Source organism: Lutimaribacter saemankumensis, assembly GCF_900100005.1.
Classification (GTDB): domain Bacteria; phylum Pseudomonadota; class Alphaproteobacteria; order Rhodobacterales; family Rhodobacteraceae; genus Lutimaribacter; species Lutimaribacter saemankumensis.
In genome coordinates this window covers 42,989-68,236 of record NZ_FNEB01000010.1, presented here as the reverse complement: position 1 = coordinate 68,236, position 25,248 = coordinate 42,989, and the positions used below count along the sequence as shown (strand labels likewise).

The window sequence follows — 25,248 nt, the reverse complement described above, 5'->3', positions numbered from 1 at the left end:
ATCCCGTGCCTCACCGAACGGGGATCGAGGCGTAAAGATCGAACTCTTCGGCCTTTTTCCGGCGCAGCTTGCGTTCGACCTGCGGCGATAGCGTCAACGTCATCTCGGGCGAGACATTGGCGCGGGGCAGCGTGATGGTCGTGTCCAGCCGCTGTTCGAGAAAGGCGATCAGCCCGGCCTGGTCTTCGTAGCGGAAAAGATGCGTGACAGCCGTGCCATTGGGGCGCGGCTCGAGGAACTTGGCCTGGCTGCCGACATTTGCGAAGCCGGGCGGATTGCCCTGCATGTAGCCTTCGACGAAATCGTCGAAGCTGACATCGAAGGTCGCATTGGACCGCCCCTGCATGAACGGGCGCCGGCGATACCGGTACCAGCTGCCCAGCCACGAGATCGGTTCGCGCATCACCGCCAGGGTTTCCATGTCATCGGTGCGGCACGCCTTTTCGAACATCGGCCGGAAGAACCGATTATAGCGGTAAAGCGGCGCATGTTTCAGTTCGGGCGGGTCGAGAATCACCATCGAGGCGAGGGGGGCCAGCGCCTCCTGATAGGCGGTGGTCCCGGTTTTGGGCACCGAAAGAAACACCAATTTCTGTTTCCAGAACACCAACATACCGCTGCCCGCCTTTTGTCGCCCGTATCGCCCTGCGCACCTTAAAGAGTTTTTAACCAAAACCGCCAAATCTGGAAATGTACAACATTTCGGTTGAAATGTTCTGCTTTTGATCTCATAAGGGGATCAGGAACAATATGTGAACAACAGGCAAGTGTTGCCGCCCCCGACAGGGTGTGGAATAACGGATCGGAGCAACCACAATGGCAGATCTTCTCAGCATGGACAGCAAGAAAAACGCCGACAAGCAAAAGGCGCTCGACAGCGCGCTTGCCCAGATCGAACGGCAATTCGGCAAGGGTTCGATCATGAAGATGGGCAGCGACAATCCCGTCCGCGATATCGAGGCCACGTCGACCGGATCGCTGGGCCTGGACATCGCGCTGGGCATCGGCGGCCTGCCCAAGGGCCGTATCATCGAGATTTACGGCCCCGAATCCTCGGGCAAGACGACGCTGACGCTGCATTGCATCGCGGAAGAGCAGAAAAAGGGCGGCGTCTGCGCCTTCGTGGACGCCGAGCACGCGTTCGATCCGCAGTATGCCAAGAAGTTGGGTGTCGATCTGGACGAGTTGCTGATCAGCCAGCCCGATACCGGTGAACAGGCGCTGGAGATCGTCGATACGCTGGTACGTTCGGGCGCCGTCAACATGGTTGTAGTCGACTCGGTCGCCGCGCTTACGCCGAAATCCGAACTCGAAGGCGATATGGGCGACAGCAATGTGGGCGTTCAGGCCCGCCTGATGAGCCAGGCAATGCGCAAGCTGACCGGCTCGATCAGCCGCAGCAACTGCATGGTGATCTTCATCAACCAGATCCGCATGAAGATCGGCGTCATGTTTGGCAGCCCCGAAACCACGACCGGCGGCAACGCGCTGAAGTTCTATTCTTCGGTGCGCCTGGATATCCGCCGCATCGGCGCGATCAAGGACCGGGACGAAGTGGTCGGCAACGCAACCCGCGTGAAAGTGGTCAAGAACAAGGTCGCCCCCCCCTTCAAGCAGGTTGAATTCGACATCATGTATGGCGAGGGCATTTCGAAAACCGGCGAATTGCTGGATCTGGGCGTCAAGGCCGGGGTGGTCGAAAAATCGGGTGCATGGTTCAGCTACGGTGACGAACGCATCGGCCAGGGGCGTGAGAACGCCAAGACCTTCCTCAAGGAAAATGCCGCCATGGCGCTGGAGATCGAAGACAAGATCCGCGCCGCGCACGGGCTTGAGTTCGATATGGCCGCAGGCGATCACGAGGCCGAAGACGACGACGTTTTCGAAGGCTGACCGCATCACCCGTTTGACACGTATCCAAAGGGCGCCGGGCAGGCGCCCTTTTCGTTGACGGGGCGAAGAAATCCCAACCCGTTATGGACAGCGCGCAATGGCAAGGATACATCTGCGCAAACCCGCAAATGACAAGGCCAGAGACCGCCCATCATGCCGACGCTGAACAACATCCGCTCGACCTTTTTGAACTACTTCGCCAAGCAGGGGCACGAGATCGTGCCGTCCAGCCCGCTGGTGCCGCGCAACGACCCGACCCTGATGTTCGCGAATTCGGGCATGGTGCAGTTCAAGAACCTGTTCACCGGGGTCGAACACCGCGATTACAAGCGCGCGACGACGGCGCAGAAATGCGTGCGTGCCGGCGGCAAGCACAACGATCTGGACAATGTGGGCTATACCGCGCGCCACCATACGTTTTTCGAGATGCTGGGGAATTTCAGCTTTGGCGACTATTTCAAGGAAAACGCCATCCCCTTTGCGTGGGAGCTGATCACCAAGGAGCTCGATATCCCCAAGGACCGGCTGCTGGTGACCGTCTATCACACCGATGACGAGGCGGCGGACATCTGGAAAAAGGTGGCCGGCCTGTCCGACGACCGCATCATCCGCATCCCCACGGACGACAATTTCTGGATGATGGGGCCGACCGGCCCCTGCGGCCCCTGTTCGGAGATCTTCTTCGATCATGGCGACAAGTATTGGGGCGGCCCTCCGGGATCGCCCGAGGAAGACGGCGACCGGTTCGTCGAGATCTGGAACCTCGTCTTCATGCAATACGAGCAGTTCGAGGATGGCAGCCGGACCGAGCTGCCGAACCAGTCGATCGACACCGGGATGGGGATCGAAAGGGTGGCCGCGCTGTTGCAGGGCACCAACGACAACTACGCGACCGACCTGATCCGCAGCCTGATCGAGGCAAGCGCCGACGCCACCAGCACCGACCCGGACGGGCCGGGCAGCGTGCATCACCGGGTGATCGCGGATCACCTGCGGTCGACCTCGTTCCTGATCGCGGACGGCGTGATGCCATCGAATGACGGCCGCGGCTATGTTCTGCGCCGGATCATGCGCCGCGCCATGCGCCACGCCCACCTTTTGGGTGCGAAGGATCCGCTGATGCACCGGCTGGTGCCGTCGCTGGTCAACCAGATGGGTGCGGCTTACCCGGAGCTGAACCGTGCGCAGGCGCTGATCGAAGAGACGTTGAAGCTGGAGGAAACCCGCTTCAAGCAGACGCTGGACCGCGGGCTGAAGCTGCTGGATGACGAATTGTCGTCTCTGCCCGACGGCGCAGCGCTGCCGGGCGAGGCGGCCTTCAAACTCTATGACACCTATGGTTTCCCGCTGGATCTGACGCAGGACGCGCTGCGCGAAAAGGGCCGGACCGTCGATACCGACGGGTTCGACGCCGCCATGGCCGAGCAAAAGGCAAAGGCGCGTGCCGCATGGGCCGGGTCGGGTGAGGCGGCGGATGCTGCGATCTGGTACGATTTGGGCGAAACCCACGGCGCGACCGATTTCCTGGGCTACGACACCGAAACCGCCGAGGGCCAGGTGATGGCGCTGGTGCAGGACGGGGCCGAGGTGCAAAGCGCCGCCAAGGGCCAGGCCGTGCAGATCGTGATGAACCAGACGCCGTTTTACGCCGAATCCGGCGGTCAGGTCGGCGACACCGGACTCATCCGCACCGAAACGGGCCGTGCCCGTGTGACCGATACGCGCAAGGTGGCGGGCGTGTTCATCCACATCGCCGAAGTCGAAGACGGTGAGATCGCGCGCGGTTCCGCGGCGGTTCTCGAGGTCGATCATGCCCGGCGCACTGCGATTCGGGCCAACCACTCGGCCACGCACCTTCTGCACGAGGCATTGCGCCGTGCTCTTGGCGATCACGTCGCACAGCGCGGCAGTTTGAACGCCGAAGACCGGCTGCGCTTCGATTTCAGCCACGCCAAGGCCCTGTCCGAGCAGGAGCTTGTGCAGGTCGAGGACGAGGTGAACGCCTTCATCCGCCAGAACAGCCCCGTCACCACCCGGATCATGACGCCGGATGATGCGCGCGAGATCGGGGCGCAGGCGCTGTTCGGTGAAAAATACGGCGACGAAGTGCGCGTCGTGTCGATGGGTGCGCTGGACGGCACCGGCAAGGGCGCCGACGGCAAGACCTATTCGATCGAGCTGTGCGGCGGTACCCATGTGCGCCAGACCGGCGATATCGGTATGTTCGTCCTGCTGGGCGACAGCGCCAGCAGCGCGGGCGTGCGCCGGATCGAGGCCCTGACCGGTGCGCCGGCACTGGCGCATCTGCATGCGCAATCCGCACAGCTTGCGGCTGCCGCGGCCGAGTTGCGCACCGCGCCGGGTGACGTGGCCGCGCGCGTGCGTGCCGTTCTGGACGAACGCAAGCGGCTGGAAAACGAGGTCGCCCAATTGCGGCGCGAACTGGCGATGGCCGGCGGCGCGGGGCAGGGCGGCGGAGCCGAGGCCGAAGAGGTCGCGGGCGTGAAATTCCTTGCTCAGAGCCTGCAGGGCGTCAGCGGCAAAGACCTGCCCGCGCTGATCGACGAACACAAGGCGCGGATCGGCTCGGGCGCGGTGCTTCTGATTGCCGACACGGGCGGCAAGGCCGCCGTGGCAGCAGGCGTCACCGATGACCTGACCGGAAAACTGTCGGCGGTCGACCTGGTCAAGGCGGCGGTTGAGGCGCTGGGTGGCAAGGGCGGCGGTGGCCGTCCCGACATGGCGCAGGGTGGTGGCAAGGACGCCGCCAACGCGCCCCAGGCAATCGCGGCCGCCAAGGCCGTCATCGGAGGATAAGACTGATGCCCGCACTCTGGATCGCCCATGTGACCGTCACCGACGACGAGGCCTATGGCAAATACGCCAAGCTGGCCGGCCCCGCCATCGCCAAGCATGGCGGGCAGTTCATCGCCCGCGGCGGCCGTTTCGTGCAGCTTGAAGGCAAGGAACGCCCGCGCAATGTGGTGGCGAAGTTCCCTTCGGTCGAAGCGGCCGAGGCCTGCTATCACAGCCCCGAATACCAGGAAGCGCTGGATCACGCACGCGGCGCGTCCGAACGGGAATTGCTGATCGTCGAAACCAGCGAGTAACTGGTCGCCGGGCCGCGCGGCCCTAGCTTCGCATCCCAAAGGAGGATGCGATGCACCGGTTTCTGTTTGCCTTTTTCTGCTTTCTGCTGCCCACGATAGCGGCGGCCAACGACTGGGCCGCGCTGGAACGGCCGGGCGCGATTGCCATCATGCGTCATGCGCTGGCGCCCGGAACGGGCGATCCTGCGCGGTTCGATGTGACCGATTGCTCCACGCAACGAAACCTGGATGATCGGGGCCGCGATCAGGCCCGCCGGATCGGTGCAGCCTTGCGCGGACGCGGGATCGCGTTCGATGCCGTGTGGACCAGCCAATGGTGCCGCTGCCGTGACACGGCCCGTTTGCTGGACCTTGGCGAGGTGACGGAAAAACCGCCCCTCAATTCGTTCTTTCAGTCGCGCGAAAACGAAGAGGCTCAGACTCGGGCGACGCTTGATCTGCTGGCTGGGGCGCAAGGCGCGCGGCTGATGCTGGTGACGCACCAGGTGAACATCACCGCGCTGACCGGAGTTTTCCCCCGGTCGGGCGAGATCGTCGTGGCCGAGCTTCGCGACGGCGCGCTGCAGGTCACGGGCCGCATCCTGATCGACCCGTAACCTGCTGGTGGCTTATATCGTTTTCGACATCCGCTTGCGTTCGTGCGGATCGAGATACCGCTTGCGCAGACGGATCGCGTTCGGCGTCACCTCGACCAGTTCGTCGTCGTTAATATAGGCAATCGCCTCTTCCAGCGTGAACTGGATATGGGGCGTCAGCCGGACCGCGTCGTCCGTGCCGCTGGCCCGCACGTTGGTCAGCTTCTTGCCCTTCAGCGGGTTCACCTCGAGATCGTTGTCGCGGCTGTGTTCGCCGATGATCATGCCCTGGTAGACCTTTTCCTGCGGGCCGATGAACATGCGGCCGCGCTCTTCGAGGTTCCACAGCGCATAGGCCACGGCCTCGCCATCCTCCATCGAGATCAGAACGCCCGCGCGCCGGCCCGGGATCGCGCCCTTGTGCGGGGTCCAGCCGTGGAAGACGCGGTTCAGAACGCCGGTGCCGCGCGTGTCGGTCAGGAATTCGCCGTGATAGCCGATCAGCCCGCGCGACGGCACATGCGCGATGATGCGCGTCTTACCGACGCCTGCGGGTTTCATCTCGGCCAGCTCGCCCTTGCGCGGGCCGGTGATCTTTTCGATCACCGCGCCGGTATAGTCGTCATCGACGTCGATCGTGACCTCTTCGACCGGTTCCAGTTTCTGTCCGTCCTCTTCACGCAGGATCACCTGCGGGCGGGAGATCGACAGCTCGAACCCTTCGCGGCGCATGTTTTCGATCAGCACGCCCATCTGCAATTCGCCGCGGCCCGAAACCTCGAACGCCTCGCCGCCGGGGGTGTCCTTGACGCGGATCGCGACGTTCGATTCCGCCTCTTTCAGCAGGCGTTCGCGGATCACGCGGCTTTGCACCTTCTTGCCGTCGCGCCCGGCCAGCGGGCTGTCGTTGATGCCGAAGGTGACGGTGATGGTCGGCGGGTCGATCGGCTGCGCCTCGAGCGGGTCTTCGACCGCAAGCGCGCAGATCGTGTCCGACACGGTGGCCTTGGACATCCCGGCAAGACTGACGATGTCGCCGGCCACGGCCTCGTCGATGTCCTGCATCTGAAGGCCGCGGAAAGCCTGGATCTTGGTGACGCGGAATTGTTCGATCTTCTGGCCCACGCGGCTGATCGCCTGCACGGTTGCGCCCACCTTGGCGCGGCCCGATTCAACCCGGCCGGTCAGGATGCGGCCAACGAACGGGTCCGATCCGAGCGTGGTGGCCAGCATGCGGAACGGTTCGTCCTGGTGCTTGATCTGGCGCGGTGCAGGCACGTGGTTGACCACAAGCTGGAACAGCGCATCGAGGTTCTTGCGCGGGCCGTCCAGTTCGGCATCGGCCCAGCCCGAGCGCCCCGAGGCGTAGAGATGCGGGAAATCAAGCTGATCCTCGTCCGCGCCGAGGTTGGCGAACAGGTCGAAACATTCGTCCAGCGCGCGGTCGGGTTCGGCGTCGGGCTTGTCGACCTTGTTCAGCACGACGATCGGGCGCAGACCCAGCGCCAGTGCCTTGGATGTCACGAACTTGGTCTGTGGCATCGGGCCTTCGGCGGCATCGACCAGCAGGACGACGCCGTCGACCATCGACAGGATGCGTTCGACCTCGCCGCCGAAATCGGCGTGGCCGGGCGTGTCGACGATGTTGATGCGGGTGCCTTTCCATTCCACGCTGGTGGCCTTGGCAAGGATGGTGATGCCGCGTTCACGCTCCAGGTCGTTACTGTCCATCGCGCGTTCGGCAACGGCCTGATTTTCGCGGAACGCCCCCGATTGCTTGAGCAACTCGTCCACCAGGGTGGTCTTGCCGTGGTCGACGTGGGCGATAATGGCGATATTGCGAAGATCCATGCGCATGTCCTTTGGGCCTGTTCGCGGACCGCCTAGCCTGTGTGCGACGGAAATACCAGCCGCAAAACGCCGCGCTGCGGCGTCAAAGCGCCAGTACCGTAGGGCCAAGCGGCCTTGCGGCCGCGCCGGTGCCCAGCTTGAACCGCGCCAGACCCGGCGCGCTGTCGGTGTCGATCGTGCCGAGATCGAGCCGTTGCACACCCCGATCGCGCAGTGTCATCGCCGCGTGCCACATCAACAGGCGATGTGCATCCTGCGCGCGGCCCGTCGCGCCGGTCCAGCCCACCTGATAGGTGGCGCGCCGGCCATGAACAAGAAACAGCATGGCCGCCACCGGCGCGGCGTCGGGCCCGGCGGTGAACAACCTGGCATTTCCGGCGGCCGCATGGGCCGCGATCAGGGCAGGGGGCCAGGTTGCATAGCGTTTCTGCCGGGCATGGGCGGCGTCCAGCCGCAAAAGCCAGTGATCCGGCCGCGCGGGCATTGGCTGGTCGCGAAGCGCCAGTTCCGCAGACTCGGCCCGGCACAGGCGGTTGCGCCATTTCTGGTGCAGGCGCGCGCGCAACTCGGAACGGGGGCGGTCGATATCCCATTCGGCCACCCATTGCGCCGTGAAGAGTGGCAAAAGCCGCGGGCTGACCGGCAGCGGCGTATCGGCGTTGACGATCAGCGCGGGCAGTTGGCGGCGCAGTGCCGTGAGATCGGAGGGTCGCGGCAGCCGACCGTCAGGCCAGACCGGGCCGCGTGGCACCAGCGCAAGCTGCAAGGGGCCGAAGCGGCGCAGGAGGATGTTGGCGTGTCCCCCATCTTCGAGGTCGACCCGGCGCGCCTCGGCTCCGATCATGCGCAAGGCGGTCAGGTGCGCGGGGTGCTGCTGCAGCGGGACATGCGCCGCGGTGGAATTTTGGAGAAAGCTGCCATCCATCATGGGTGGATTAACCCATGTGAAAGTGAATTCCGGCTTAATCGGCGCATGAGCAGGAAAGGACCGGAAGTAATGGGGATTCGCGCCCCGCGCGCTCGCCCCACATGGCAATTGGCCGCGCTGTCGGCGCTCGTGGTCGCGATCCCCTGCGGCTGCCTGATCCAGATGGTGTGGGGCTGAAACGAAAACCGCCCCCGGATCGGGGGCGGTCTGTGGATCAGAACGGGATTTCGTCGTCCAGGTCGCGCGAGGGCGCGGGCGACCCGCCGCCTTGCGATCCGCCGCTGTCATAGCCGCCGCCGTAATCCCCGCCGTAGTCGCCGCCCTGGCCTCCGCCAAAGTTCCCGCCGCCGCCGCCGCCACTATCGCCACGGCTGTCCAGCAGGGTCAGCTCACCCCGGTAGGGACGCAGCACGACCTCGGTCGTGTACCGGTCCTGGCCCGACTGGTCCTGCCATTTGCGGGTTTCGAGCTGGCCTTCGATATATACCTTGGAGCCTTTGCGCAGGTATTGTTCGGCGATGCGCGCCAGCGGTTCGGAAAAGATCGCGACCGAATGCCATTCGGTGCGTTCGCGGCGTTCGCCGGTGTTGCGGTCTTTCCAGTTTTCGGAGGTGGCGATACGCAGGTTGCAGACCTTGCCGCCGTTCTGGAACGTACGAACCTCGGGGTCGCGTCCCAGGTTGCCCACCAGAATTACCTTGTTCACCGAACCGGCCATGCCATCCCTCCTGTCGAGTCGTGTTTGCGCAGGTTACATCATCCCGCGTGCGTGAAGGAAAGGTAAACTTTTCCGAAATTACGCGGTTTTTCGCTCTAAACCCCGGTTATAGGCCGGGTGTGGTCGGCCGGGCTACACCCCCGGGTCAATTCCTTTTGCGGCCGGCAGGTCCGAGATAGCCGTCAGACCGGCGCTGGTGCCGGCTGATGTAAGACCAACTCAAACACATGCAAAAGGATGATACCCATGAAATCGCTCAAGACCATTCCCCTGATTGCAGCCCTGGCCCTGGTCGCCCCGATGGCGCACGCGTCCGATGACGGCGACGATTACCGTGGGCTGACGCAGGAAAAGCGCGCCCAGATCACCGAGAAACTGACCGGCGAAGGGTATGAAGTGCGCAAGATCGACATGGAAGATGGCGAGATCGAAGTCTACGCCCTCAAGGACGGTCAGCGGCTGGAAATCTACCTCAACCCCGACCTGACCGTGAGCCGCACCAAGGTCGACGACTGATCCGGGCATCGGGGGGCCGGCATCTCGCCGGCCCCCGCAACACAGGAGAAGAAACCATGGTAACAAAAAAGGTCTGGGATCCGCTGATCCGGGTGTTCCACTGGACGCTTGTGGGCGGCTTCGTCCTGAATGCGCTGATAATCGACGAGGACAGCAAACTGCACGAACAGATCGGCTGGGTGATCGTGGCGCTGTTGTCTGCGCGGCTGGTCTGGGGGCTGATCGGGTCGCGTCACGCGCGTTTCAGCGATTTCTTGCCAAGCTTCAGCGGCGCGATCGGGCAGTTGCGCGACATGGCCACCGGGCGCGTGCGGCATCATTTGGGGCATAGCCCGTTGGGTGCCTGGATGATCTGGAACCTGCTTGTGGGCATCGCCGCGATCAGCCTGACAGGCTGGATGATGACGACCGCGACCTTCTGGGGTGTGGACTGGGTCGAAGAATTGCACGAAGTTCTGGTTGTGTGGGTAGGACTGTCCGCCGGCGTTCATGTGGTGGCTGTCATCGTGGAAAGCTGCCGGACGGGGGTAAACCTGCCGCGCGCGATGGTGACGGGCTCCAAGGTAATGCCGGATGACGCTTTTGACGGGTGACAATCTGACTCGGATACGACGCGAAGGGCTGGGGCTGGTACTGTTGATACTGGTCCAGGCCTTTTGCGCCGTCTTTTTTCTGACAGACGCCATGAGCGATTTTGCCGATGCCGGGCGCTTTGCGTTCAAGGATTGGCACCTGATCGTAGAAACGGTGGCGGCACTCGGTCTTGTCGTCGGTATCGTTTTCGAACTGCGCTATCTGTTTCGGCTGCTTCGCCGCAAGGCGCATGTCGAACGCGGGCTGTCGATCGCGGCGGGGGCGCTGCACGAAGTGATGGAAGCCTATTTCGACACCTGGGCGCTGACCCCGGCCGAGCGTGATGTCGCGACCTTTGCGCTCAAAGGTATGAGTAATACCGAAATCGCCGAGCTGCGCGGATCGGCCGAAGGCACGGTCAAGGCGCACCTGAACGGGATTTACCGCAAGGCAGGTGTGTCCGGTCGGGGCGCGCTGCTGAGCCTGCTGGTCGAGGATCTGATGCAGTCGCCACTGCTCGACGGTGCGGCACGCGGGCCGGGACCGTCTAAGCGTTAAGGGTTTTCGTGACAGGCGAAATGCGTATACTGCGCCGGAAGTTCTGGGGGGCTTTCGGAATATGCGTAGAACTGTGCTTGTTTCCCTGATTTGCGGCGTGACCATGTCCGGTGCGGCGACGGCGGATGTCTTGTCGTCCAAGTCGCGGACGAAACTGTTCCGCTCGCAGACCAAGGTTCTCGATACGCGGGCGGCCGAGCAATACAACAGCTCTGTCCGGCTGCAGCCGCAAAAGGTCATGACCCCGACCATCTGGGGCGACGATGTCGAAAGCTACGAGGGCCGCTATAACGGCCCATACCTGCAGATGGCCCGCGACGCCGCGCGCCGGCACGGCGTCCCCGAGGATCTGTTCCTGCGGCTGGTCCACCAGGAAAGCCGGTTCAATCCCAGGGCCCGGTCCCACAAGGGGGCGATCGGATTGGCGCAACTTATGCCGTTCACGGCCGCCAAGCTGGGTGTCGATCCGCACGATCCCTATCAGAACCTGGACGGTGGCGCGCGCTATTTGGCCGAGCAATACCGCGAATTTCGAAACTGGCGATTGGCGCTGGCCGCGTATAACGCGGGGCCGGGGGCGGTCAAGAAATACGGCGGTGTGCCGCCGTTCAACGAAACCCGCAACTACGTGCGCGTCATCTGGGGCAGCTGAGCTTCAGCGTCCTTCGGGCCCGCTATATTGCCGTTCGATCCGTGCCACGCGCAGGCGGTAATGTTCATACCACCTGTCCTTGCCCAGTTGCTGGGCGACCAGATGATGCGCATCTTCCTTCCACGCCAGGATCGCCGCCTCGTCCGTCCAATAGCTGACGGTGATCCCGAACCCCTGTTCGTCGCGTGTGCTTTCCATGCCGATGCAACCCGGAGAAGCGGCCGCAAGATCGGCCATGCGTTCGGCCATGGCGGCATAGCCGTGATCGCCATCGGCGCGCTGGTTTGAAAAGATGACGGCGTAGTAGGGAGGATCAGGCAGGGGGGCAAAGCGGTCCAACGGGGTATCCTTCGTGCTGGTGCGCGAAGGCTAATGCCGATGGCAAGCCGGGCGCAAGCCCGGCCTGGACCACTGGGCCAGTGGTGCGCCTGCGGCGCGCAGTCTTGTTCATGGGTGAGGGGCGCTGCCCCTCACACTCCCCGGAGTATTTCCGGCAAGATGAAGGATCATTCCAGCCCTTCAAGTTCCTTCGCATGCATCCAGTCGGCGTGGCGCGGCGCCTTTTTCGTGCGGCTCCATTCTTCGAGCATGTCCCATTTCACCGCGTCCAGTTTCGCCAGCATCGCGTCCTCTTCGGGATCGGGGCAGGCCAGTTCGATGCGGTGTCCGTTCGGGTCGAAGAAATAGATCGAATGAAAGATCGAGTGATCCGTGACGCCCAGAACCTCGACCCCGCTCTTTTCCAGATGATCCTTGTAGGCGACCAGCTCGTCGCGGTCCTTCACCTTGAAGGCGATGTGCTGCACCCATTCCGGTGTGTTGGGATCACGGCCCATTTCGGGTTTCGTCGGCAGTTCGAAGAACGCCAGGACGTTGCCTTGGCCCGCATCGATGAAGACGTGCATATACGGGTCGGGTTCATGGGTAGACGGCACGCGGTTTTCCGCGATCGCCAGCATGAAATCCATGTTCAGCATGTCGCGATACCATTCGACGGTCTGCTTGGCGTCCTTGCAGCGATAGGCGACGTGGTGGATTTTCTCGATCTTCATGGGGCCCTCCTTTGGCGTATTGGTTGAGGGCGTAACGGTTACATTTGTAACCAACAAGCAAAAAGAAAGGCCGCCCGAACGGGGCGGCCCTTTGGGGTCTACTCTGCCGCGACCTTGATGACGGGTTCCATTCCGGCGAGGATTTCGTCGGACAGGTGGCATTTGACCTGGTGGCCCTCCGCCATGGTGCGTTGGGGCGGCACCTCTTTCTCGCACAGCCCCCCTGGCACCTTGTCCTTCCAGCGGCAGCGGGTCTGGAACGGGCAGCCGGGCGGTGGGTTCATGGCCGACGGGATATCGCCTTCGAGAACGATATGCTGCTTTTCCACCTTGGTGTCGGCGATCGGCACGGCGGAAAGGAGCGCCTCGGTATAGGGGTGGTAGGGCGGTGCAAAGACCTGTTCGGTGGTGCCCAGTTCCACGACATGGCCCAGATACATCACCATCACCCGGTCGCTGAGATAGCGCACGATCGACAGGTCGTGGCTGATGAATAGCAGCGTCGTCTTGTTCTCGCGCTGGATTTCCATCAGCAGGTCCGTCACCGCCGCCTGGACCGACACGTCGAGCGCCGAAACGGGTTCGTCCGCCACAACGATGCGGGCGCCGCCGGCAAAGGCGCGGGCGATGCCGACGCGCTGCTTCTGACCGCCCGACAACTGGCGCGGCATGCGATCGGCAAAGGCGCGGGGCAGCTTTACAAGGTCCAGCAATTGCAGCATCCGGTCGCGCCGTTCGGCATCGTTCTTGCCCACGCCGAACACTTCGAGCGCGCGTATGATCTGCCGGCCCACCGTCATCGACGGGTTGAGCGTGTCGAACGGGTTCTGGAACACCATCTGTACATCGGCCACGGTCTTGGTGTCGCGGGCCTGGATCGGCGTGGCCTCGATGTTGCGGTTGTCCAGCAGGATCTGCCCGTCGGTCGCCGTTTCCAGCCCCATCAGAACCTTGGCGAAGGTCGATTTGCCACAGCCGGATTCGCCCACGATGGCCAGCGTTTCGGATTCGCGTGCCTCGAAGGACAGCTCCTCGTTGGCCTTGACCACCTTGGTCGCCCCGCTGCCGCCGAACAGCGCGTTGGCCGCGACCTCGTAGTATTTCTTGAGCTTGTCCATCCGCAGCACGACATCGCCAGGCTCGGTCTTGGCTGTTTCGGTCGAGGCCTCGATCGGGGCGTGCCAGTCGATTTCGTCGATGCGCAGGCAACGCGACCTGTGCCGGTCGTCGCCGGGAATGTCCACCATCGGCACCCGCTCGTCGATATCGCAGAGACCCTTCGCGAAGTAATCGCAGCGCGGCCCGAAATTGCAGCCCGGCGGGCGTTCGTGGGGCAGGGGGAAATTGCCCGGAATAGCCTTGAGCGGTCGGGCGTTCTTGTCGGCGCCCGGCAGAGGGATCGACCGGAACAGCGCCTGCGTATAGGGGTGCTGCATCTTGTCGAACACGTCCGCGATGCTGCCGGTTTCCACTGCCTCGCCCGAATACATCACGCAGATCCGGTCGCAGGTTTCCAGCACAAGCCCGAGGTTGTGGCTGATGAACAGCATCGAGGTGCCGTATTTCTTGCCCAGGTCCTTGACCAGCTCGACGACCGCCGCCTCGACCGTCACGTCAAGCGCCGTCGTCGGTTCATCGAGGATCAGCAGCGAGGGCTTGGACATCAGCGCCATCGCGATCACGATGCGTTGCTGCTGACCGCCGGAAAGCTGGTGAGGATAGGATTTCAGGATGCGTTCGGGATCGGGAAGCTTCACGTCCGTGACCACCTCGAGCGCACGCTGATAGGCCTCTTTCTCGCCGATGCCTTCGTGGATCATCGGCACTTCCATCAGCTGCTTGCCGATCTTCATCGCCGGGTTCAGGCTGGCCATCGGCTCCTGATAGATCATCGCGATCTCGTTGCCGCGGATGTCGCGCAGCTCGTCCGTGCTCATTTCGCTCAGGTCGCGGCCCTTGAACTTGATGGACCCGCCGACGATCCGCCCGTTCACACCCAGGTCCTGCATGACCCCAAGCGCCACGGTGGATTTCCCGCAGCCCGATTCACCGACAAGGCCCATCGCCTCGCCCGGTTGCACCACGCAGGAAAAATCCATCACGGCGGGGATTTCCCGCAGCCGGGTGAAAAACGAAATCGACAGCTTGTCGATCTCGAGGATGGGACCGTCGTAATCAGCCAGTTTGCTCATTCTTGTTATCTCCCTGTCAGCCGGGAAAGCCTTGTCGCTTTCCTCTTGCCGGAAATATCCGGGGTGTCCGGGGGGCTGGCCCCCCGGAGTTCTTCATCAGTCCTTCAGGCTTTCCTCGCGCAGCCCGTCCGCCAGCAGGTTGAGCCCCAGAACAAGGCTCAGCAGCGCCAGCGCGGGGGGCAGGGCGGGATGCAGGTAGATCGACAAGAGCTTGCGGCCCTCGTTGATCGTGGACCCCCAGTCGGGGCTTTCTGGCGGCAGGCCCAGCCCGAAGAAGCCAAGGGTTCCCAGAAGGATCGTGGTATAGCCGATACGCAGGCAGAAATCGACGATCAGCGGACCGCGCGCATTTGGCAGGATTTCCCACAGCATGATGTACCAGGGGCCTTCACCACGGGTTTGGGCCGCGGCCACGTAGTCGCGCGTCTTGATGTCCATCGCCAGGCCGCGCACGATGCGGAACACCGTGGGCGAGTTCACGAAGACCACCGAGACAAAGACCACTAGGATACCCGGCGCGATGTCGAAGAAATCGAGCGGCCAGAAATCGATCTTGGAATCGTTGGCGTTGATCACCGACATGTAGAGCAGGAACAAAGGCACCAGCACGATGGCCAGGTAAGTCCAGTTCTTGCCGGGTTGCCCGCCGTATCGCGAGTTGATCAGCACAGCGGAAAAGATCAGCGGGAACACGAACAGAACCACCGCCATGTATTGCGGCAGGCCCGTGGCGACGATCTCGGGCGTGACCAGCAGGTAGAACAGCAAGATCACCGGGAAGGCCAGGATCAGGTTCGCGAGGAACGACAGGAACGTGTCCAGCTTACCGCCGTAGTAACCCGCCGGCAGGCCCAGCGTGATCCCCACCATGAAGGCGAAAAGCGTCGCAAGCGGTGCAATCGCGATCACGATGGTCGATCCCTTGAGCATCCGGCTGAACACGTCGCGCGCCAGCGCGTCGCCACCCAGCAGATACCATTGGAATTCACCTTCTTCGGCGCCCCGCAGCGGTGTGCCCGGCACCTTGTTCTTCATGCCCGATACCTGATCCAGCGGCGCGTGGGTCAGCAGCATGTCGACGGCCGCGAAGGCCCCGACGAAGACCCAGAACATGACAAGGCCAAAGCCGATCATCCCGATCGTGCTGTCGAACAGCTTGCCATAGAGGCCCAGCCGGCGCTTGAAGTTGATCGAGACCGCGAACAGCACCACCAGCGCGATCCAGACCGGCACGAGTTGCTGGCTCATGCCGCCGATGATGCCCGCGCCCGGCGCACCCATGATCGCGCCGACGATCAGGTAGGCCAGCACCAGCGCCAGCAGCAGAAGGCCCGACAGGTTCGACAGCTTCGGCACCCAAACGGCGGGGCCGCCGCTGACGGCGCTCAGTGTGCCGTCGGGATTGGTTTGCATGGTGGGGGCGGGCAGCAGCACCGACACCGCGATGCGCAGCACGACCAGCGCCACGAACACGGGCACCAGCACGAAAAGGATCGGGTCAAGGATATCCCCGAGCGATCCGGTCCAGGTAAGTTCTTCCATGATACCGGCCCTCCCTTAGGTTACGCTGATGCGCGGGTTGAGATAGACATACCCGATATCGGATATGAGCTGCGTCACCAGGACGACGATCACCGACACCACGGAAACGCCCAGCAGCAATTCGATGTCGTTGTTGCCGGCCGCCTGCACCAGCGTCCAGCCAAAGCCCTTGTAGTTGAACAGGGTCTCGACGATCACGACGCCGTTCAGCAGCCATGGAAACTGCAGCATGATGACAGTGAAGGGCGCGATCAGCGCGTTGCGCAGCGCGTGCCGCATCACGATGTTGGGAAAGCTTACGCCCTTCAGCCGCGCGGTGCGGATGTATTGCGCGGTCATGACCTCGGCCATCGAGGCCCGTGTCATCCGGGCGATGTACCCCATGCCGTAAAGCGCGATGGTCAGCACCGGCAGAAAGAAGTTCTCGAAGTTCGGGCTTTCCATGGCGCTTGCGGCCGTGCCCTTGAACCATTTGAGCCCGACTGCCGAGGACGCGAAAACCGCGATCAGGATCACGCCCGACACGTATTCCGGCGTCGCCGTGGTCGTGATGGCGAATGTCGAAAGGGTGCGGTCCGTCGCGCTGCCTTCCCGCATGCCCGCCAGAACACCCAGGATCAGCGCCGATGGCACCATCAGAAGCATCACCCAGAACATCAGCACGCCTGTCAGGCCCAGTCGCGTGGATACGATCTCGGACACCGGTTCCTTGAAAACCGTCGAATATCCCCAGTATCCCTGCAGGATACCGCAGAAATTCGGCGCGTCTGCCGGGTCAACGCCCGGGTCGATGCATCGCCCGGTCACGGTGCCGTCTTCCGCCTCGAAGCGGTAGGATGGCACGACCCCCAGCCATTCGGCGTATTTCTTGGGTGTCGATTGCATGTAGCCCCGTTTTTCCAGCCAGCTTGCCACGGCTTCATCCGACATGCGGAAGTTGCCCTGCGTTTTGGCCAGTTTTTCGAGGTTCGGATACAAGTTCGTCATGAAGAACACGACGAAGGTCAGACATAGAGCGGTCAGGATCATGACCCCGACGCGGCGCAAAATGAAAAGTCCCATTGGTGCCCCTGTTGGTGGCTAGGTGACCCGGTTTGTGGGTCTTTTTGCTTGTGGCGGCGATGCCGCCAGGACAGACGAAAGGGGGCGCGTTTTCATCCGCGCCCCCGATCCTTTTAGGCCGTGACCCACCACTTGTAGATCTGCGGCAGGTAGGCGATGTGCATGTCGCAATTCGTCACTTTGTCGTTGAAGTGGCGATACAGCGAGCGCCAGTAAGGCTGGATCGTCACGCCATCCTCGACCAGGATCGCCTGCAGCTTGCCCGCCACCTCGCGGCGCTTGTCGGCATCTGCGATCGCGTTCGCCTCGGCCAGCAGGGCGTCGAACTCGGGGTTGGCATAGCCGAACTCGTTCCACGCCTCGCCCGAGCGATAGGCCAGGCCCCAGACCTGGGTGGCCAGCGGGCGGTGGTTCCAGTTGGTCGAGCTGAACGCATATTTCGTCCAGTCGTTCCAGAACGTCGAACCGGGCAGGATCGTGCGCTTCACCATGATGCCGGCGTCGCGCAGCTGCGCGGCGACCGCATCGGTAGTGTTCTTGCGCCAGTCGTCGTCGATCGAGTGCAGCTCGATCTCGACATCGGTCATGCCGGCGGCATCCCACAGTTCCTTGGCCTTGGCCGGATCATAGGGCAGGCGGCCCACATCGGGGTCGGTTTCCGGGTGAACCGGGGCGGCGTGATGGTTTTCGGCCACGACACCGTTGTTGGAGTTGCCCAGTTCAAGGCAGACCGCATTGTCCACCGCCATGGCCAGCGCCTGACGCGCCCGCTTGTCGGCATAGATCTGCTTGCCGTCGACTTCGGCCAACTGGTTGGGACGCACCACGATGGTCGACCCGGTGGCAACCTCGGACTTGTTCCAGCCCAGGCCGTCCATGATCTCGATGTAGTCGCCGACTGTTTCATAGAACATGTCGACTTCTTCGGCTTCGGCCGCGGCAACCCAGGCCGCCGGATCGGTGCCGTAGTCGATATATTCGATCGAGTCCGCGTAGAACCCACCCTCTTCAAAGGCTTCGTCGCCCCACCAGGGATGGCCCGACTTGACCAGCACGGCCTTGACGCCAACCTCGAGGCTTTCGACCTTCATCGGCCCGGTGCCCACAAGCGTGGTGATGTCGGCGTTCGGGTCGAAGCTGCTGTGATAGACGGCTGCCGGATAATCCGCGATGCCCGGAATGATGGTGATGTCGGGCGTCTTGCAGGTCAGGCGGACGGTGTGGCTGTCGACCACTTCGATGGCGCCGTCGGCGGCCTTGCCGGTTTCGTCGTCGATCAGCGATGCAACGCGCGCTGCCATCGAGTTACCTTCGACCGACTTGTCGGCCCAGTCGGTAAAGATACGGGCCACGTCTTCGGCGGTGAAATCGTCGCCGTTCGACCATTTCACGCCCTTGCGGACATTCATGGTGTAGACGGTCGCGTCGTCGTTCACATCCCAGCTTTCCACCAGCATGCCGCGGAACGTACCGTCGTTGTTGTATTCGACCAGGTATTCCAGCGTGCCCGCGGTCAGGTGGGCGATCTGGGTCCAGTCATAGGTGCGCGGATCCTTGAATGCGCGCACTTCCATTTGCATGCGGATCGTTCCGCCACGCTTCGGGGTGCCGTGTGCGGCCGCCTTGGCCGGCTGCGAAAGGCCGCCAAGCGCATAGGCGGTCGCAGCCGAGACACCCAGAGCGGTCGTGCGCGTCAGGAATTCGCGGCGGCTGAGTTTGCCTGCCTTGAACTCTTCTGCGTACATCTTCGCCGCATCGTGCACGGTCTCGGTTACACTATTGGTTTGCGTCATCTTTTTCTCCCTGTGACACAGTGGTTTGGTCTTTTTGGATGATATGCCGGGGCCGGCACATGCCACCCCTCCGCCTCTAGCGGCGTTTGCATCCCCTCCTTTGCAGGCATTCGGCACGAGTTTTTCCCATGCGTCAACGCTCGCAATCGTCATTTCGCTTACCGAAAGCGACATTTCGGTAATACAAAAACGACATAGGGCGATGGTGCAACCTGAAAATCCCCTAGGCGGGACTTTTTGAAACCGCCGCGCGGGCTTGTCGCAGGGCGCTGGGGGTTTTGCCGGTGTGATGCGTGATGAAACGGGAAAAATAAGCAGCACTACCGAATCCGAGGTGATTTGCGATGCCCGAAAGGGGCGTTTTCCCGCTTTCGATCAAGTCGCGCGCGGCGTGAAGCGTGACCTGAGTCTGCATCTCGGCCGCGGTCAGCCCGCACATCTGCTTGCAGCTCCGGCTGAGATGGGTCGGCGTGACGCCCAGGGCTTCGGCCAGGTCCGCCATGCTGGCACCGCTGCGGTGCCGGCGCACCAGTAGATCGCAATAGGCAGCCACCAGCCGCTGTGCGGCGGTGTCGCGAACGGTGGGCGGGTCGATTTCCTGACGGTGCATCCAGACGGCAACCAGTTGCGCATGTGCGGCCATGGCCCGATCCTGAAGGGCAGCGCGCCGACCGTTCTCGCGCTGCATCGCATCCAGGATCGCCGTCAGGTCGGCTTGCGCCTGCTGGTCACGGATACGCAAGTGACGCGCCATGCGGCCGAACCCGTGCGCGGGTCCGTCCGGCAGGCTCAGAGCAAGGCCGAAGCTTTGCGGCCCCAGTTCCAGGCTGTGAAGCGTGCCCGCAGGCAGGAAAAGCGCGTTATGCGCCCCGATCCCGCGCCTTGTGCCTTCGACGATCGCACGGCCCTGGCCGCGCGTGATCCAGAACAGCACGTCATGATCATGCGCATGCAGCAGTTCCAGCCGCCAGGGCGCCCCCCCGGCGAACTGAACGATGGTCTGGATGGCCGGGGCCGGAAGTGACGAATGATCCTGCATAGGGTGGTCACACGGAAGGCTGCGGTTGCGGTTCAGACAGTCGTCGCAAAAAACAATGGCGAAATCAAAGCGTCTCGGCGGCAATCCGCGTCCATCCGCCCATCCGGGCGCGGAACCATGTGCGCTGCCGCTTGGCGAATTGCCGTGTTGCGATCGTAGCCGCCTCGCGCGCGGCGTCCAATGACAGCTCGCCGCGCAGATGGGCGATCAATTCAGGCGCGCCGATTGCCTTGGCTGCGGGCAGCGTTGCGTCCCAGCGCGGCAGCATGGCACGCGCCTCGTCCAGCGCACCCTCGTCCAGCATCTTGTCGAAACGCCGTGCGATGCGGGCGTTCAGCCAATCCTTGCCGGCCTCGACCAGCAGCGGCGTCGTGGCATCCAGCGGCAGCAGGGGCGGTGGTGTGTCATCCTGCCAGTCGGCCAGCCCGCGCCCCGTGGCGCGCAGAACTTCCCATGCGCGCTGCACCCGCATCGGGTTCTGCCGGTCGATCCGCGCGGCGGTGGGTGCATCGAGATCGGACAACATGGCCTCCAACCCGTCCGAACGCAGCCGGGCGTCGGCCTCGGCCCGGATTTCCGGCTGTGTCGGCGGAATCTCTGCCAGTCCTTCGGTCAGGGCGCGGAAATAGAGCCCCGTGCCGCCCACGATGATCGGCCGCCCGTCACCTTGCAGAATTTCCGCGACCTCGCGCAACCAATGCCCCACCGAATAGGCAAAATCGCAAGGCACATGGCCATAAAGCCGATGCGGCGCGCGGGCTTCTTCCGCGGCATCGGGACGCGCCGTCAGCACGCGCCAGCACGCGAACACCTGTATCGCGTCGGCGTTGACGATCACGCCGCCCGCGGTTTCCGCAATACGCAGGGCAAGCGCCGACTTGCCGCTGGCAGTCGGGCCGGCGATCAGGACGGGGCGGTCCGCGGGTAGGGTGTTCAGATACTCCATGCCGCGCGATTTAGCCGCAAAACCGCGCGGTTTCAAAAGCCAAAGCCGAAACCGCGACGACTCGCATTGAACCCGGACGCGTTTTCCGACATTTTGCGGGCGATCCAGACATAAGGCACGGAAAGCACCGCGATGAATGACGCAGCCCAATCCCCGAAAGCCACTTTCAAACGCGTGATGCTGAAGATTTCGGGGGAGGCGCTGATGGGCGACCAGGGTTTCGGCCTGCATCCGCCTACCGTCCAGCGAATCGCACAAGAGGTGAAGTCGGTCCACGACATGGGGGTCGAAATCTGCATGGTCATCGGCGGCGGCAACATCTTTCGCGGCCTTGCCGGCAGCGCGCAGGGGATGGAACGGACGACCGCCGACTACATGGGGATGCTCGCCACCGTGATGAATGCGCTGGCCATGCAATCCGCGCTCGAGGCGATCGGCGTCTACACCCGCGTCATCAGCGCCATCCGCATGGACGAGGTGGCCGAGCCCTATATCCGCCGCCGCGCCGTGCGCCACCTTGAGAAAAAGCGGGTCTGCATCTTTGCCGCCGGCACCGGCAACCCGTATTTCACCACCGATACAGCCGCCACGCTGCGCGCCAACGAAATGACCTGCGAGGCGATCTTCAAGGGGACCAAGGTGGACGGGGTCTATGACAAGGATCCCAAGAAATTCGATGATGCCACGCGGTACGACACGATCACCTATGACGACGTGCTGCAGCAGCACCTTGGCGTGATGGATGCCAGTGCAATCGCCCTGGCGCGCGACAACAATCTGCCGATCATCGTGTTCAGCCTGGATGAGCCGGGCGGGTTCCGCGGTATCCTTGCGGGCGAGGGCACCTATACCAAGGTCCACGGCTAACAGGCGCAATTGCCCAAAGCTCGGCCCTATACAAACTGCGCGTCTTGGGGGTATAGCAAGGGCGAAGACAAGCCCTTTGGGGAGAGACGAGCAGATGGCCGACGAAGACTTTGAACTGGATACCGCCGACCTCGAGCGCCGTATGCAAGGCGCGATGGGATCGCTGAGAACCGAATTCGCATCGCTGCGCACGGGCCGTGCCTCGGCCACGATGCTGGAGCCCGTGGTGGTCGAGGCTTATGGCCAGCAGACCCCGATCAACCAGCTCGGTACGGTGAATGTGCCCGAACCGCGCATGGTGACGATCAACGTCTGGGACAAATCCCTGGTCAGCGCCGTGGAAAAGGCGATCATGAATTCGGGCCTGGGTATCAACCCGCAGACCAACGGCACGATCATCATGCTGCCGATCCCCGAACTCAACGAGGAACGCCGCCGCGAACTGGGCCGCGTGGCCGCGCAATATGCCGAACATGCCCGCGTCGCGATCCGCAACGTGCGCCGCGATGGCATGGACCAGATCAAGAAAGCCAAGGATCAGGTGTCCGAGGACGATCAGAAATTCTGGGAAACCGAGGTGCAGGAATTGACCGACCGCTACATCAAGTCGGTGGATGAGGCGCTGGAAACCAAGCAAGCCGAGATCATGCAGGTTTGATGGACGGCGGCGCGGAACCCTTGAAACCCATCCCCGATATCGGGCGCGGCCCGCGCCATGTCGCCATCATCATGGACGGAAACGGCCGCTGGGCGACTCAGCGTGGCCGGCCGCGTCTTTTCGGCCACCATGCCGGGGCGCGCCGGGTGCGCGAAATCGTCGAGGCCTGCCCCGATCTGGGCGTCAAGTATCTGACGATCTTTGCCTTTTCGACCGAGAACTGGAAACGGACCCAGGTCGAGGTGGCGGGGCTTATGAACTTGTTCCGCCGCTACATCACCAAAGAGGCCCGCGCCCTGCGTGAAGCCGGCGTTCGGGTTCGGTTCATCGGCGACAGGGTGCGGCTGGACGCCAAGCTGGTCGCGATGATGGACGAGCTTGAGAATCTGACCTGCGAAAACGATCTGGTACACCTGACGATCGCGCTGAATTATGGTGGCCGCGACGAGGTCGCGCGCGCCACCAAACGCCTGGCCCAGGACGTGGCCAACGGGCGTCTGGACCCTGCCAGCGTGAATGAGGAAACCCTGCCAAGGTATTTGGATACCTGCGTTTTGCCAGACCCCGATTTGGTGATCCGCACCAGCGGCGAGGCACGGATTTCCAACTTTCTGCTGTGGCAATCAGCTTATGCTGAATACGAATTTATCGACACGCTGTGGCCCGATTTCACGCGCCAGGAATTTGCCTCCCTGGTCGAGAGTTACTCGAACCGCGAACGCCGCTTTGGTGCTGTCCCGGCATGAGTGCCCCAACCTCGAAATGGGATGACCTGTGGGTGCGTATCGCCTCTGCAGCGGCGATGCTTGCGATTGGCGGGGTCGAGGTCTGGCTGGGCGGACTATGGTTTCATGTCTTTGCCGGCCTCCTGATCGGGGTCATGATCTGGGAATTGGTGCGCATGCTGACCGGTAAGGGGGATGGGCGCGCCGCGCAGCTTGGCGCCTTGTCGGGCGCCGTGATGATCGCGCTGAATTACGTGCCGGGGATCGTGGTGCTGCCAGTGATCGCGGGCATCGTGGCATTGGGGGCGGTGCTGATCCGTTCGTACCGAAAATCCTGGCTTCTCTATGCGCCGATGATCCTGCTGGCGGGGTACAGCCTGTGCTGGATGCGCGACGGGCTTGGGGTCGAATTCCTGATCTGGCTGCTTTGCGTCGTGATCGCCTCGGACGTGGCAGGCTATTTCGCGGGACGGATGATCGGCGGGCCGAAATTCTGGCCGGCGATCAGCCCCAAGAAAACCTGGTCCGGCACGGTGGCCGGTTGGATCGGTGCGGGGCTGGTGGGACTCTATTTCGTGCATGTCTTCAGCGATTTCTTCGAAAAGCCCGCGCAGCCGCTGACGGTTGTTGTCTTCTCGATGTTCGTGGGGTTCGCGGCCCAAATGGGCGACATCGCCGAAAGCGCCATAAAGCGCCGGGCCGGTGTCAAGGACAGTTCGTCGCTGATCCCGGGGCATGGCGGGCTTCTGGACCGCTTCGATGGCTTGATCGGCGGCGCGCTGGTGGTCCTGGTTCTGGGGCTGTTCCAATGACGCGGCGCGTGTCGATTTTCGGTGCCACGGGATCGATCGGGCAGAACACGATAGACCTGATCGCGCGCGATCCGGGGCGGTTCGATGTCGTGGCGCTGACCGGTGGGCAGAACATCGCGCGGCTTGCGGAAGATGCGAAGCGGCTGAAGGCGGAGCTGGCCGTTACAGCCGATCCTGCGCGGTTGGACGACCTGCGCGCGGCGCTGGCCGGAACGGGTATCGAGGTGGCGGCAGGGCAGGCGGCGCTGATCGAGGCTGCCACGCGCCCGGCCGACTGGATCATGTCGGCCATCGTCGGCGTGGCCGGGCTGGCGCCGGGCCTGAAGGCGCTGGAGCAGGGCACCACGCTGGCGCTGGCCAACAAGGAATCCCTGGTGACGGCAGGCCCGCTTCTGATGGCGACAGCCGCGCGGCATGGCGCGCGCATCCTGCCGGTGGACAGCGAACATTCGGCTATCTTCCAGGCCCTTGTCGGCGAAGACATCGCCGCAGTCGAACGGATCGTCATCACCGCGTCGGGCGGTGCCTTCCGCGACTGGCCGCTGGAAAAACTGGCGCAGGCCAGCGTGGCCGAGGCGTCCAGCCATCCGAACTGGGACATGGGGCAACGTATCACGATCGACAGCGCATCCATGTTCAACAAGGCGCTGGAGGTTATTGAAACAAAAGAATTCTTCGGCGTTTCGCCTGGGCAGATCGAGGTGCTTGTCCACCCGGAATCCCTGGTTCATGCGCTGGTGGGATTCCGCGATGGTGCGCTGATGGCCCATGTCGGCCCGTCGGACATGCGCCACGCGATCGGCTATGCGCTGAACTGGCCCGACCGCGTCGATTTGCCGGTGGAGCGGCTGGACCTGGCGCGCATCGGGCAGCTGAATTTCCGCAGCCCCGACCCGGCGCGTTACCCGGCACTGGACCTGGCGCAGCAGGTGATGCGCCAAGGCGGGCTGGCGGGCGCGGTGTTCAACGGTGCAAAGGAACGCGCGCTGGATGCGTTCATCGCCGGGCATATCGGCTTTACCGACATGGCCGGCATCGTGGCGCGGGTTCTGGACAAGCTGACGTCCCAGTCCGGCCTTGTTAATGACCAAATCACCCTTGATAACGTGGCCCGGCTGGACCATCTGGCACGTAAGGGTGTCGATGCCGAGATCGCCATGCGCGGCTGACAGCGCGGGCACACGGG

The 25,248-nt window shown here is 63.2% G+C and carries 26 protein-coding genes; 14 read left to right on the top strand and 12 right to left on the bottom strand.

What is annotated here, in order from left to right; all coding sequences use genetic code 11:
- Positions 1–10: 10 nt before the first annotated feature.
- The gene (locus BLT50_RS16475) at positions 11–613 is read right to left on the bottom strand and encodes a gamma-glutamyl kinase (RefSeq protein WP_090029983.1); all 603 of its coding nucleotides are present in this window, start codon (positions 611–613) and stop codon (positions 11–13) included.
- A gap of 203 nt (positions 614–816) precedes the next feature.
- On the opposite strand from BLT50_RS16475, the gene recA reads away from it, so the two are divergent.
- The 4 genes from recA to BLT50_RS16455 all read left to right on the top strand — a co-directional run bounded on the left by recA (position 817) and on the right by BLT50_RS16455 (position 5,599).
- Complete coding sequence (gene recA / locus BLT50_RS16470; protein WP_090029980.1) at positions 817–1,893, top strand: recombinase RecA; 1,077 nt, start codon at positions 817–819, stop codon at positions 1,891–1,893.
- Positions 1,894–2,046: 153 nt separating this feature from the next.
- Complete coding sequence (alaS, locus tag BLT50_RS16465) at positions 2,047–4,710, top strand: alanine--tRNA ligase (protein ID WP_090029979.1); 2,664 nt, start codon at positions 2,047–2,049, stop codon at positions 4,708–4,710.
- 5 nt (positions 4,711–4,715) lie between these two features.
- On the top strand, positions 4,716–5,003 hold the full coding sequence (locus BLT50_RS16460; protein ID WP_090029977.1) for a DUF1330 domain-containing protein: 288 nt from the start codon (positions 4,716–4,718) through the stop codon (positions 5,001–5,003).
- A 50-nt stretch (positions 5,004–5,053) separates the two neighbouring features.
- Positions 5,054–5,599, top strand: a complete 546-nt coding sequence (locus tag BLT50_RS16455) for a histidine phosphatase family protein (RefSeq protein ID WP_090029975.1) — start codon at positions 5,054–5,056, stop codon at positions 5,597–5,599.
- A 12-nt stretch (positions 5,600–5,611) separates the two neighbouring features.
- Here BLT50_RS16455 and typA read toward each other — a convergent pair whose 3' ends face one another.
- Complete coding sequence (gene typA, locus BLT50_RS16450) at positions 5,612–7,429, bottom strand: translational GTPase TypA (RefSeq protein WP_090029973.1); 1,818 nt, start codon at positions 7,427–7,429, stop codon at positions 5,612–5,614.
- An 82-nt stretch (positions 7,430–7,511) separates the two neighbouring features.
- Positions 7,512–8,357 carry a GNAT family N-acetyltransferase gene (locus BLT50_RS16445; RefSeq protein WP_175491505.1) on the bottom strand — a complete coding sequence of 282 codons (846 nt, stop codon included), beginning with the start codon at positions 8,355–8,357 and terminating at the stop codon, positions 7,512–7,514.
- 45 nt (positions 8,358–8,402) lie between these two features.
- Here BLT50_RS16445 and BLT50_RS19715 point away from each other — a divergent pair, with 45 nt between their 5' ends.
- Entirely contained in the window at positions 8,403–8,534 is a 132-nt protein-coding gene (locus BLT50_RS19715) for a hypothetical protein (protein ID WP_281241658.1), read from the top strand.
- Between the two features lie 37 nt (positions 8,535–8,571).
- On the opposite strand, the gene ssb is transcribed toward BLT50_RS19715, so the two are convergent.
- A complete protein-coding gene (gene ssb, locus BLT50_RS16440; RefSeq protein WP_090029969.1) occupies positions 8,572–9,075 on the bottom strand; it encodes a single-stranded DNA-binding protein in 504 nt (167 codons plus the stop codon).
- 246 nt (positions 9,076–9,321) lie between these two features.
- Here ssb and BLT50_RS16435 point away from each other — a divergent pair, with 246 nt between their 5' ends.
- The 4 genes from BLT50_RS16435 to BLT50_RS16420 all read left to right on the top strand — a co-directional run bounded on the left by BLT50_RS16435 (position 9,322) and on the right by BLT50_RS16420 (position 11,374).
- On the top strand, positions 9,322–9,591 hold the full coding sequence (locus BLT50_RS16435; RefSeq protein ID WP_090029967.1) for a PepSY domain-containing protein: 270 nt from the start codon (positions 9,322–9,324) through the stop codon (positions 9,589–9,591).
- 56 nt (positions 9,592–9,647) lie between these two features.
- Positions 9,648–10,184: a cytochrome b/b6 domain-containing protein gene (locus BLT50_RS16430; RefSeq protein WP_090029965.1), complete on the top strand. Its 537-nt coding sequence runs from the start codon at positions 9,648–9,650 to the stop codon at positions 10,182–10,184.
- A gap of 91 nt (positions 10,185–10,275) precedes the next feature.
- Positions 10,276–10,722, top strand: a complete 447-nt coding sequence (locus tag BLT50_RS16425; protein ID WP_245723428.1) for a helix-turn-helix transcriptional regulator — start codon at positions 10,276–10,278, stop codon at positions 10,720–10,722.
- 61 nt (positions 10,723–10,783) lie between these two features.
- Complete coding sequence (locus tag BLT50_RS16420) at positions 10,784–11,374, top strand: lytic transglycosylase domain-containing protein (RefSeq protein ID WP_090029961.1); 591 nt, start codon at positions 10,784–10,786, stop codon at positions 11,372–11,374.
- A 3-nt stretch (positions 11,375–11,377) separates the two neighbouring features.
- Here the strand turns inward: BLT50_RS16420 and BLT50_RS16415 are convergent, their stop codons facing one another.
- The 8 genes from BLT50_RS16415 to miaA form a co-directional block, all read right to left on the bottom strand.
- Entirely contained in the window at positions 11,378–11,713 is a 336-nt protein-coding gene (locus tag BLT50_RS16415) for an antibiotic biosynthesis monooxygenase family protein (protein ID WP_090029959.1), read from the bottom strand.
- Between the two features lie 167 nt (positions 11,714–11,880).
- Positions 11,881–12,426 (bottom strand): VOC family protein, encoded by a 546-nt coding sequence (locus tag BLT50_RS16410; protein WP_090029957.1) that lies wholly within the window; start codon positions 12,424–12,426, stop codon positions 11,881–11,883.
- A gap of 98 nt (positions 12,427–12,524) precedes the next feature.
- Positions 12,525–14,618 carry a dipeptide ABC transporter ATP-binding protein gene (locus BLT50_RS16405; protein ID WP_090029955.1) on the bottom strand — a complete coding sequence of 698 codons (2,094 nt, stop codon included), beginning with the start codon at positions 14,616–14,618 and terminating at the stop codon, positions 12,525–12,527.
- A gap of 96 nt (positions 14,619–14,714) precedes the next feature.
- Entirely contained in the window at positions 14,715–16,160 is a 1,446-nt protein-coding gene (locus BLT50_RS16400; protein WP_090029953.1) for an ABC transporter permease, read from the bottom strand.
- A 15-nt stretch (positions 16,161–16,175) separates the two neighbouring features.
- Positions 16,176–17,222, bottom strand: coding sequence for an ABC transporter permease (locus BLT50_RS16395; protein ID WP_090029951.1), 1,047 nt, complete (start codon positions 17,220–17,222; stop codon positions 16,176–16,178).
- Positions 17,223–17,335: 113 nt separating this feature from the next.
- Positions 17,336–19,015 (bottom strand): ABC transporter substrate-binding protein, encoded by a 1,680-nt coding sequence (locus BLT50_RS16390; protein WP_090029948.1) that lies wholly within the window; start codon positions 19,013–19,015, stop codon positions 17,336–17,338.
- 223 nt (positions 19,016–19,238) lie between these two features.
- Positions 19,239–20,054, bottom strand: a complete 816-nt coding sequence (locus BLT50_RS16385; protein ID WP_090029946.1) for a helix-turn-helix domain-containing protein — start codon at positions 20,052–20,054, stop codon at positions 19,239–19,241.
- Between the two features lie 64 nt (positions 20,055–20,118).
- Positions 20,119–21,000, bottom strand: coding sequence for a tRNA (adenosine(37)-N6)-dimethylallyltransferase MiaA (gene miaA, locus BLT50_RS16380; RefSeq protein ID WP_090029943.1), 882 nt, complete (start codon positions 20,998–21,000; stop codon positions 20,119–20,121).
- 132 nt (positions 21,001–21,132) lie between these two features.
- On the opposite strand from miaA, the gene pyrH reads away from it, so the two are divergent.
- The 5 genes from pyrH (at position 21,133) to dxr (ending at position 25,231) form a co-directional block, all read left to right on the top strand.
- Positions 21,133–21,867 (top strand): UMP kinase, encoded by a 735-nt coding sequence (gene pyrH, locus BLT50_RS16375; protein WP_090029941.1) that lies wholly within the window; start codon positions 21,133–21,135, stop codon positions 21,865–21,867.
- 94 nt (positions 21,868–21,961) lie between these two features.
- Positions 21,962–22,525 (top strand): ribosome recycling factor, encoded by a 564-nt coding sequence (gene frr, locus BLT50_RS16370; RefSeq protein WP_090029939.1) that lies wholly within the window; start codon positions 21,962–21,964, stop codon positions 22,523–22,525.
- The gene (uppS, locus tag BLT50_RS16365; RefSeq protein ID WP_090029937.1) at positions 22,525–23,271 is read left to right on the top strand and encodes a polyprenyl diphosphate synthase; all 747 of its coding nucleotides are present in this window, start codon (positions 22,525–22,527) and stop codon (positions 23,269–23,271) included. Before frr ends, uppS begins: the two co-directional genes overlap by 1 nt.
- Positions 23,268–24,062: a phosphatidate cytidylyltransferase gene (locus BLT50_RS16360; protein ID WP_090029935.1), complete on the top strand. Its 795-nt coding sequence runs from the start codon at positions 23,268–23,270 to the stop codon at positions 24,060–24,062. The genes uppS and BLT50_RS16360 overlap by 4 nt, the downstream gene beginning before the upstream one ends.
- A complete protein-coding gene (dxr, locus tag BLT50_RS16355) occupies positions 24,059–25,231 on the top strand; it encodes a 1-deoxy-D-xylulose-5-phosphate reductoisomerase (RefSeq protein WP_090029933.1) in 1,173 nt (390 codons plus the stop codon). Before BLT50_RS16360 ends, dxr begins: the two co-directional genes overlap by 4 nt.
- Positions 25,232–25,248 lie beyond the last annotated feature (17 nt).

Excerpts from the sequence above, each read along its gene's own strand:
- BLT50_RS16360 (WP_090029935.1), top strand. The coding sequence starts at position 23,268 with ATGAGTGCCCCAACCTCGAAATGGGATGACCTGTGGGTGCGTATCGCC.
- BLT50_RS16430 (WP_090029965.1), top strand. The coding sequence starts at position 9,648 with ATGGTAACAAAAAAGGTCTGGGATCCGCTGATCCGGGTGTTCCACTGG.
- BLT50_RS16425 (WP_245723428.1), top strand. The coding sequence starts at position 10,276 with ATGAGCGATTTTGCCGATGCCGGGCGCTTTGCGTTCAAGGATTGGCAC.
- BLT50_RS16455 (WP_090029975.1), top strand. The coding sequence starts at position 5,054 with ATGCACCGGTTTCTGTTTGCCTTTTTCTGCTTTCTGCTGCCCACGATA.
- uppS (WP_090029937.1), top strand. The coding sequence starts at position 22,525 with ATGGACGGCGGCGCGGAACCCTTGAAACCCATCCCCGATATCGGGCGC.
- BLT50_RS16400 (WP_090029953.1), bottom strand. The coding sequence starts at position 16,160 with ATGGAAGAACTTACCTGGACCGGATCGCTCGGGGATATCCTTGACCCG.
- BLT50_RS16390 (WP_090029948.1), bottom strand. The coding sequence starts at position 19,015 with ATGACGCAAACCAATAGTGTAACCGAGACCGTGCACGATGCGGCGAAG.
- typA (WP_090029973.1), bottom strand. The coding sequence starts at position 7,429 with ATGGATCTTCGCAATATCGCCATTATCGCCCACGTCGACCACGGCAAG.
- BLT50_RS16435 (WP_090029967.1), top strand. The coding sequence starts at position 9,322 with ATGAAATCGCTCAAGACCATTCCCCTGATTGCAGCCCTGGCCCTGGTC.
- BLT50_RS16475 (WP_090029983.1), bottom strand. The coding sequence starts at position 613 with ATGTTGGTGTTCTGGAAACAGAAATTGGTGTTTCTTTCGGTGCCCAAA.
- BLT50_RS16405 (WP_090029955.1), bottom strand. The coding sequence starts at position 14,618 with ATGAGCAAACTGGCTGATTACGACGGTCCCATCCTCGAGATCGACAAG.
- BLT50_RS16410 (WP_090029957.1), bottom strand. The coding sequence starts at position 12,426 with ATGAAGATCGAGAAAATCCACCACGTCGCCTATCGCTGCAAGGACGCC.
- recA (WP_090029980.1), top strand. The coding sequence starts at position 817 with ATGGCAGATCTTCTCAGCATGGACAGCAAGAAAAACGCCGACAAGCAA.
- pyrH (WP_090029941.1), top strand. The coding sequence starts at position 21,133 with ATGAATGACGCAGCCCAATCCCCGAAAGCCACTTTCAAACGCGTGATG.
- dxr (WP_090029933.1), top strand. The coding sequence starts at position 24,059 with ATGACGCGGCGCGTGTCGATTTTCGGTGCCACGGGATCGATCGGGCAG.
- alaS (WP_090029979.1), top strand. The coding sequence starts at position 2,047 with ATGCCGACGCTGAACAACATCCGCTCGACCTTTTTGAACTACTTCGCC.
- BLT50_RS19715 (WP_281241658.1), top strand. The coding sequence starts at position 8,403 with ATGAGCAGGAAAGGACCGGAAGTAATGGGGATTCGCGCCCCGCGCGCT.
- BLT50_RS16420 (WP_090029961.1), top strand. The coding sequence starts at position 10,784 with ATGCGTAGAACTGTGCTTGTTTCCCTGATTTGCGGCGTGACCATGTCC.
- BLT50_RS16385 (WP_090029946.1), bottom strand. The coding sequence starts at position 20,054 with ATGCAGGATCATTCGTCACTTCCGGCCCCGGCCATCCAGACCATCGTT.
- frr (WP_090029939.1), top strand. The coding sequence starts at position 21,962 with ATGGCCGACGAAGACTTTGAACTGGATACCGCCGACCTCGAGCGCCGT.
- BLT50_RS16445 (WP_175491505.1), bottom strand. The coding sequence starts at position 8,357 with ATGATGGATGGCAGCTTTCTCCAAAATTCCACCGCGGCGCATGTCCCG.
- BLT50_RS16460 (WP_090029977.1), top strand. The coding sequence starts at position 4,716 with ATGCCCGCACTCTGGATCGCCCATGTGACCGTCACCGACGACGAGGCC.
- miaA (WP_090029943.1), bottom strand. The coding sequence starts at position 21,000 with ATGGAGTATCTGAACACCCTACCCGCGGACCGCCCCGTCCTGATCGCC.
- ssb (WP_090029969.1), bottom strand. The coding sequence starts at position 9,075 with ATGGCCGGTTCGGTGAACAAGGTAATTCTGGTGGGCAACCTGGGACGC.
- BLT50_RS16395 (WP_090029951.1), bottom strand. The coding sequence starts at position 17,222 with ATGGGACTTTTCATTTTGCGCCGCGTCGGGGTCATGATCCTGACCGCT.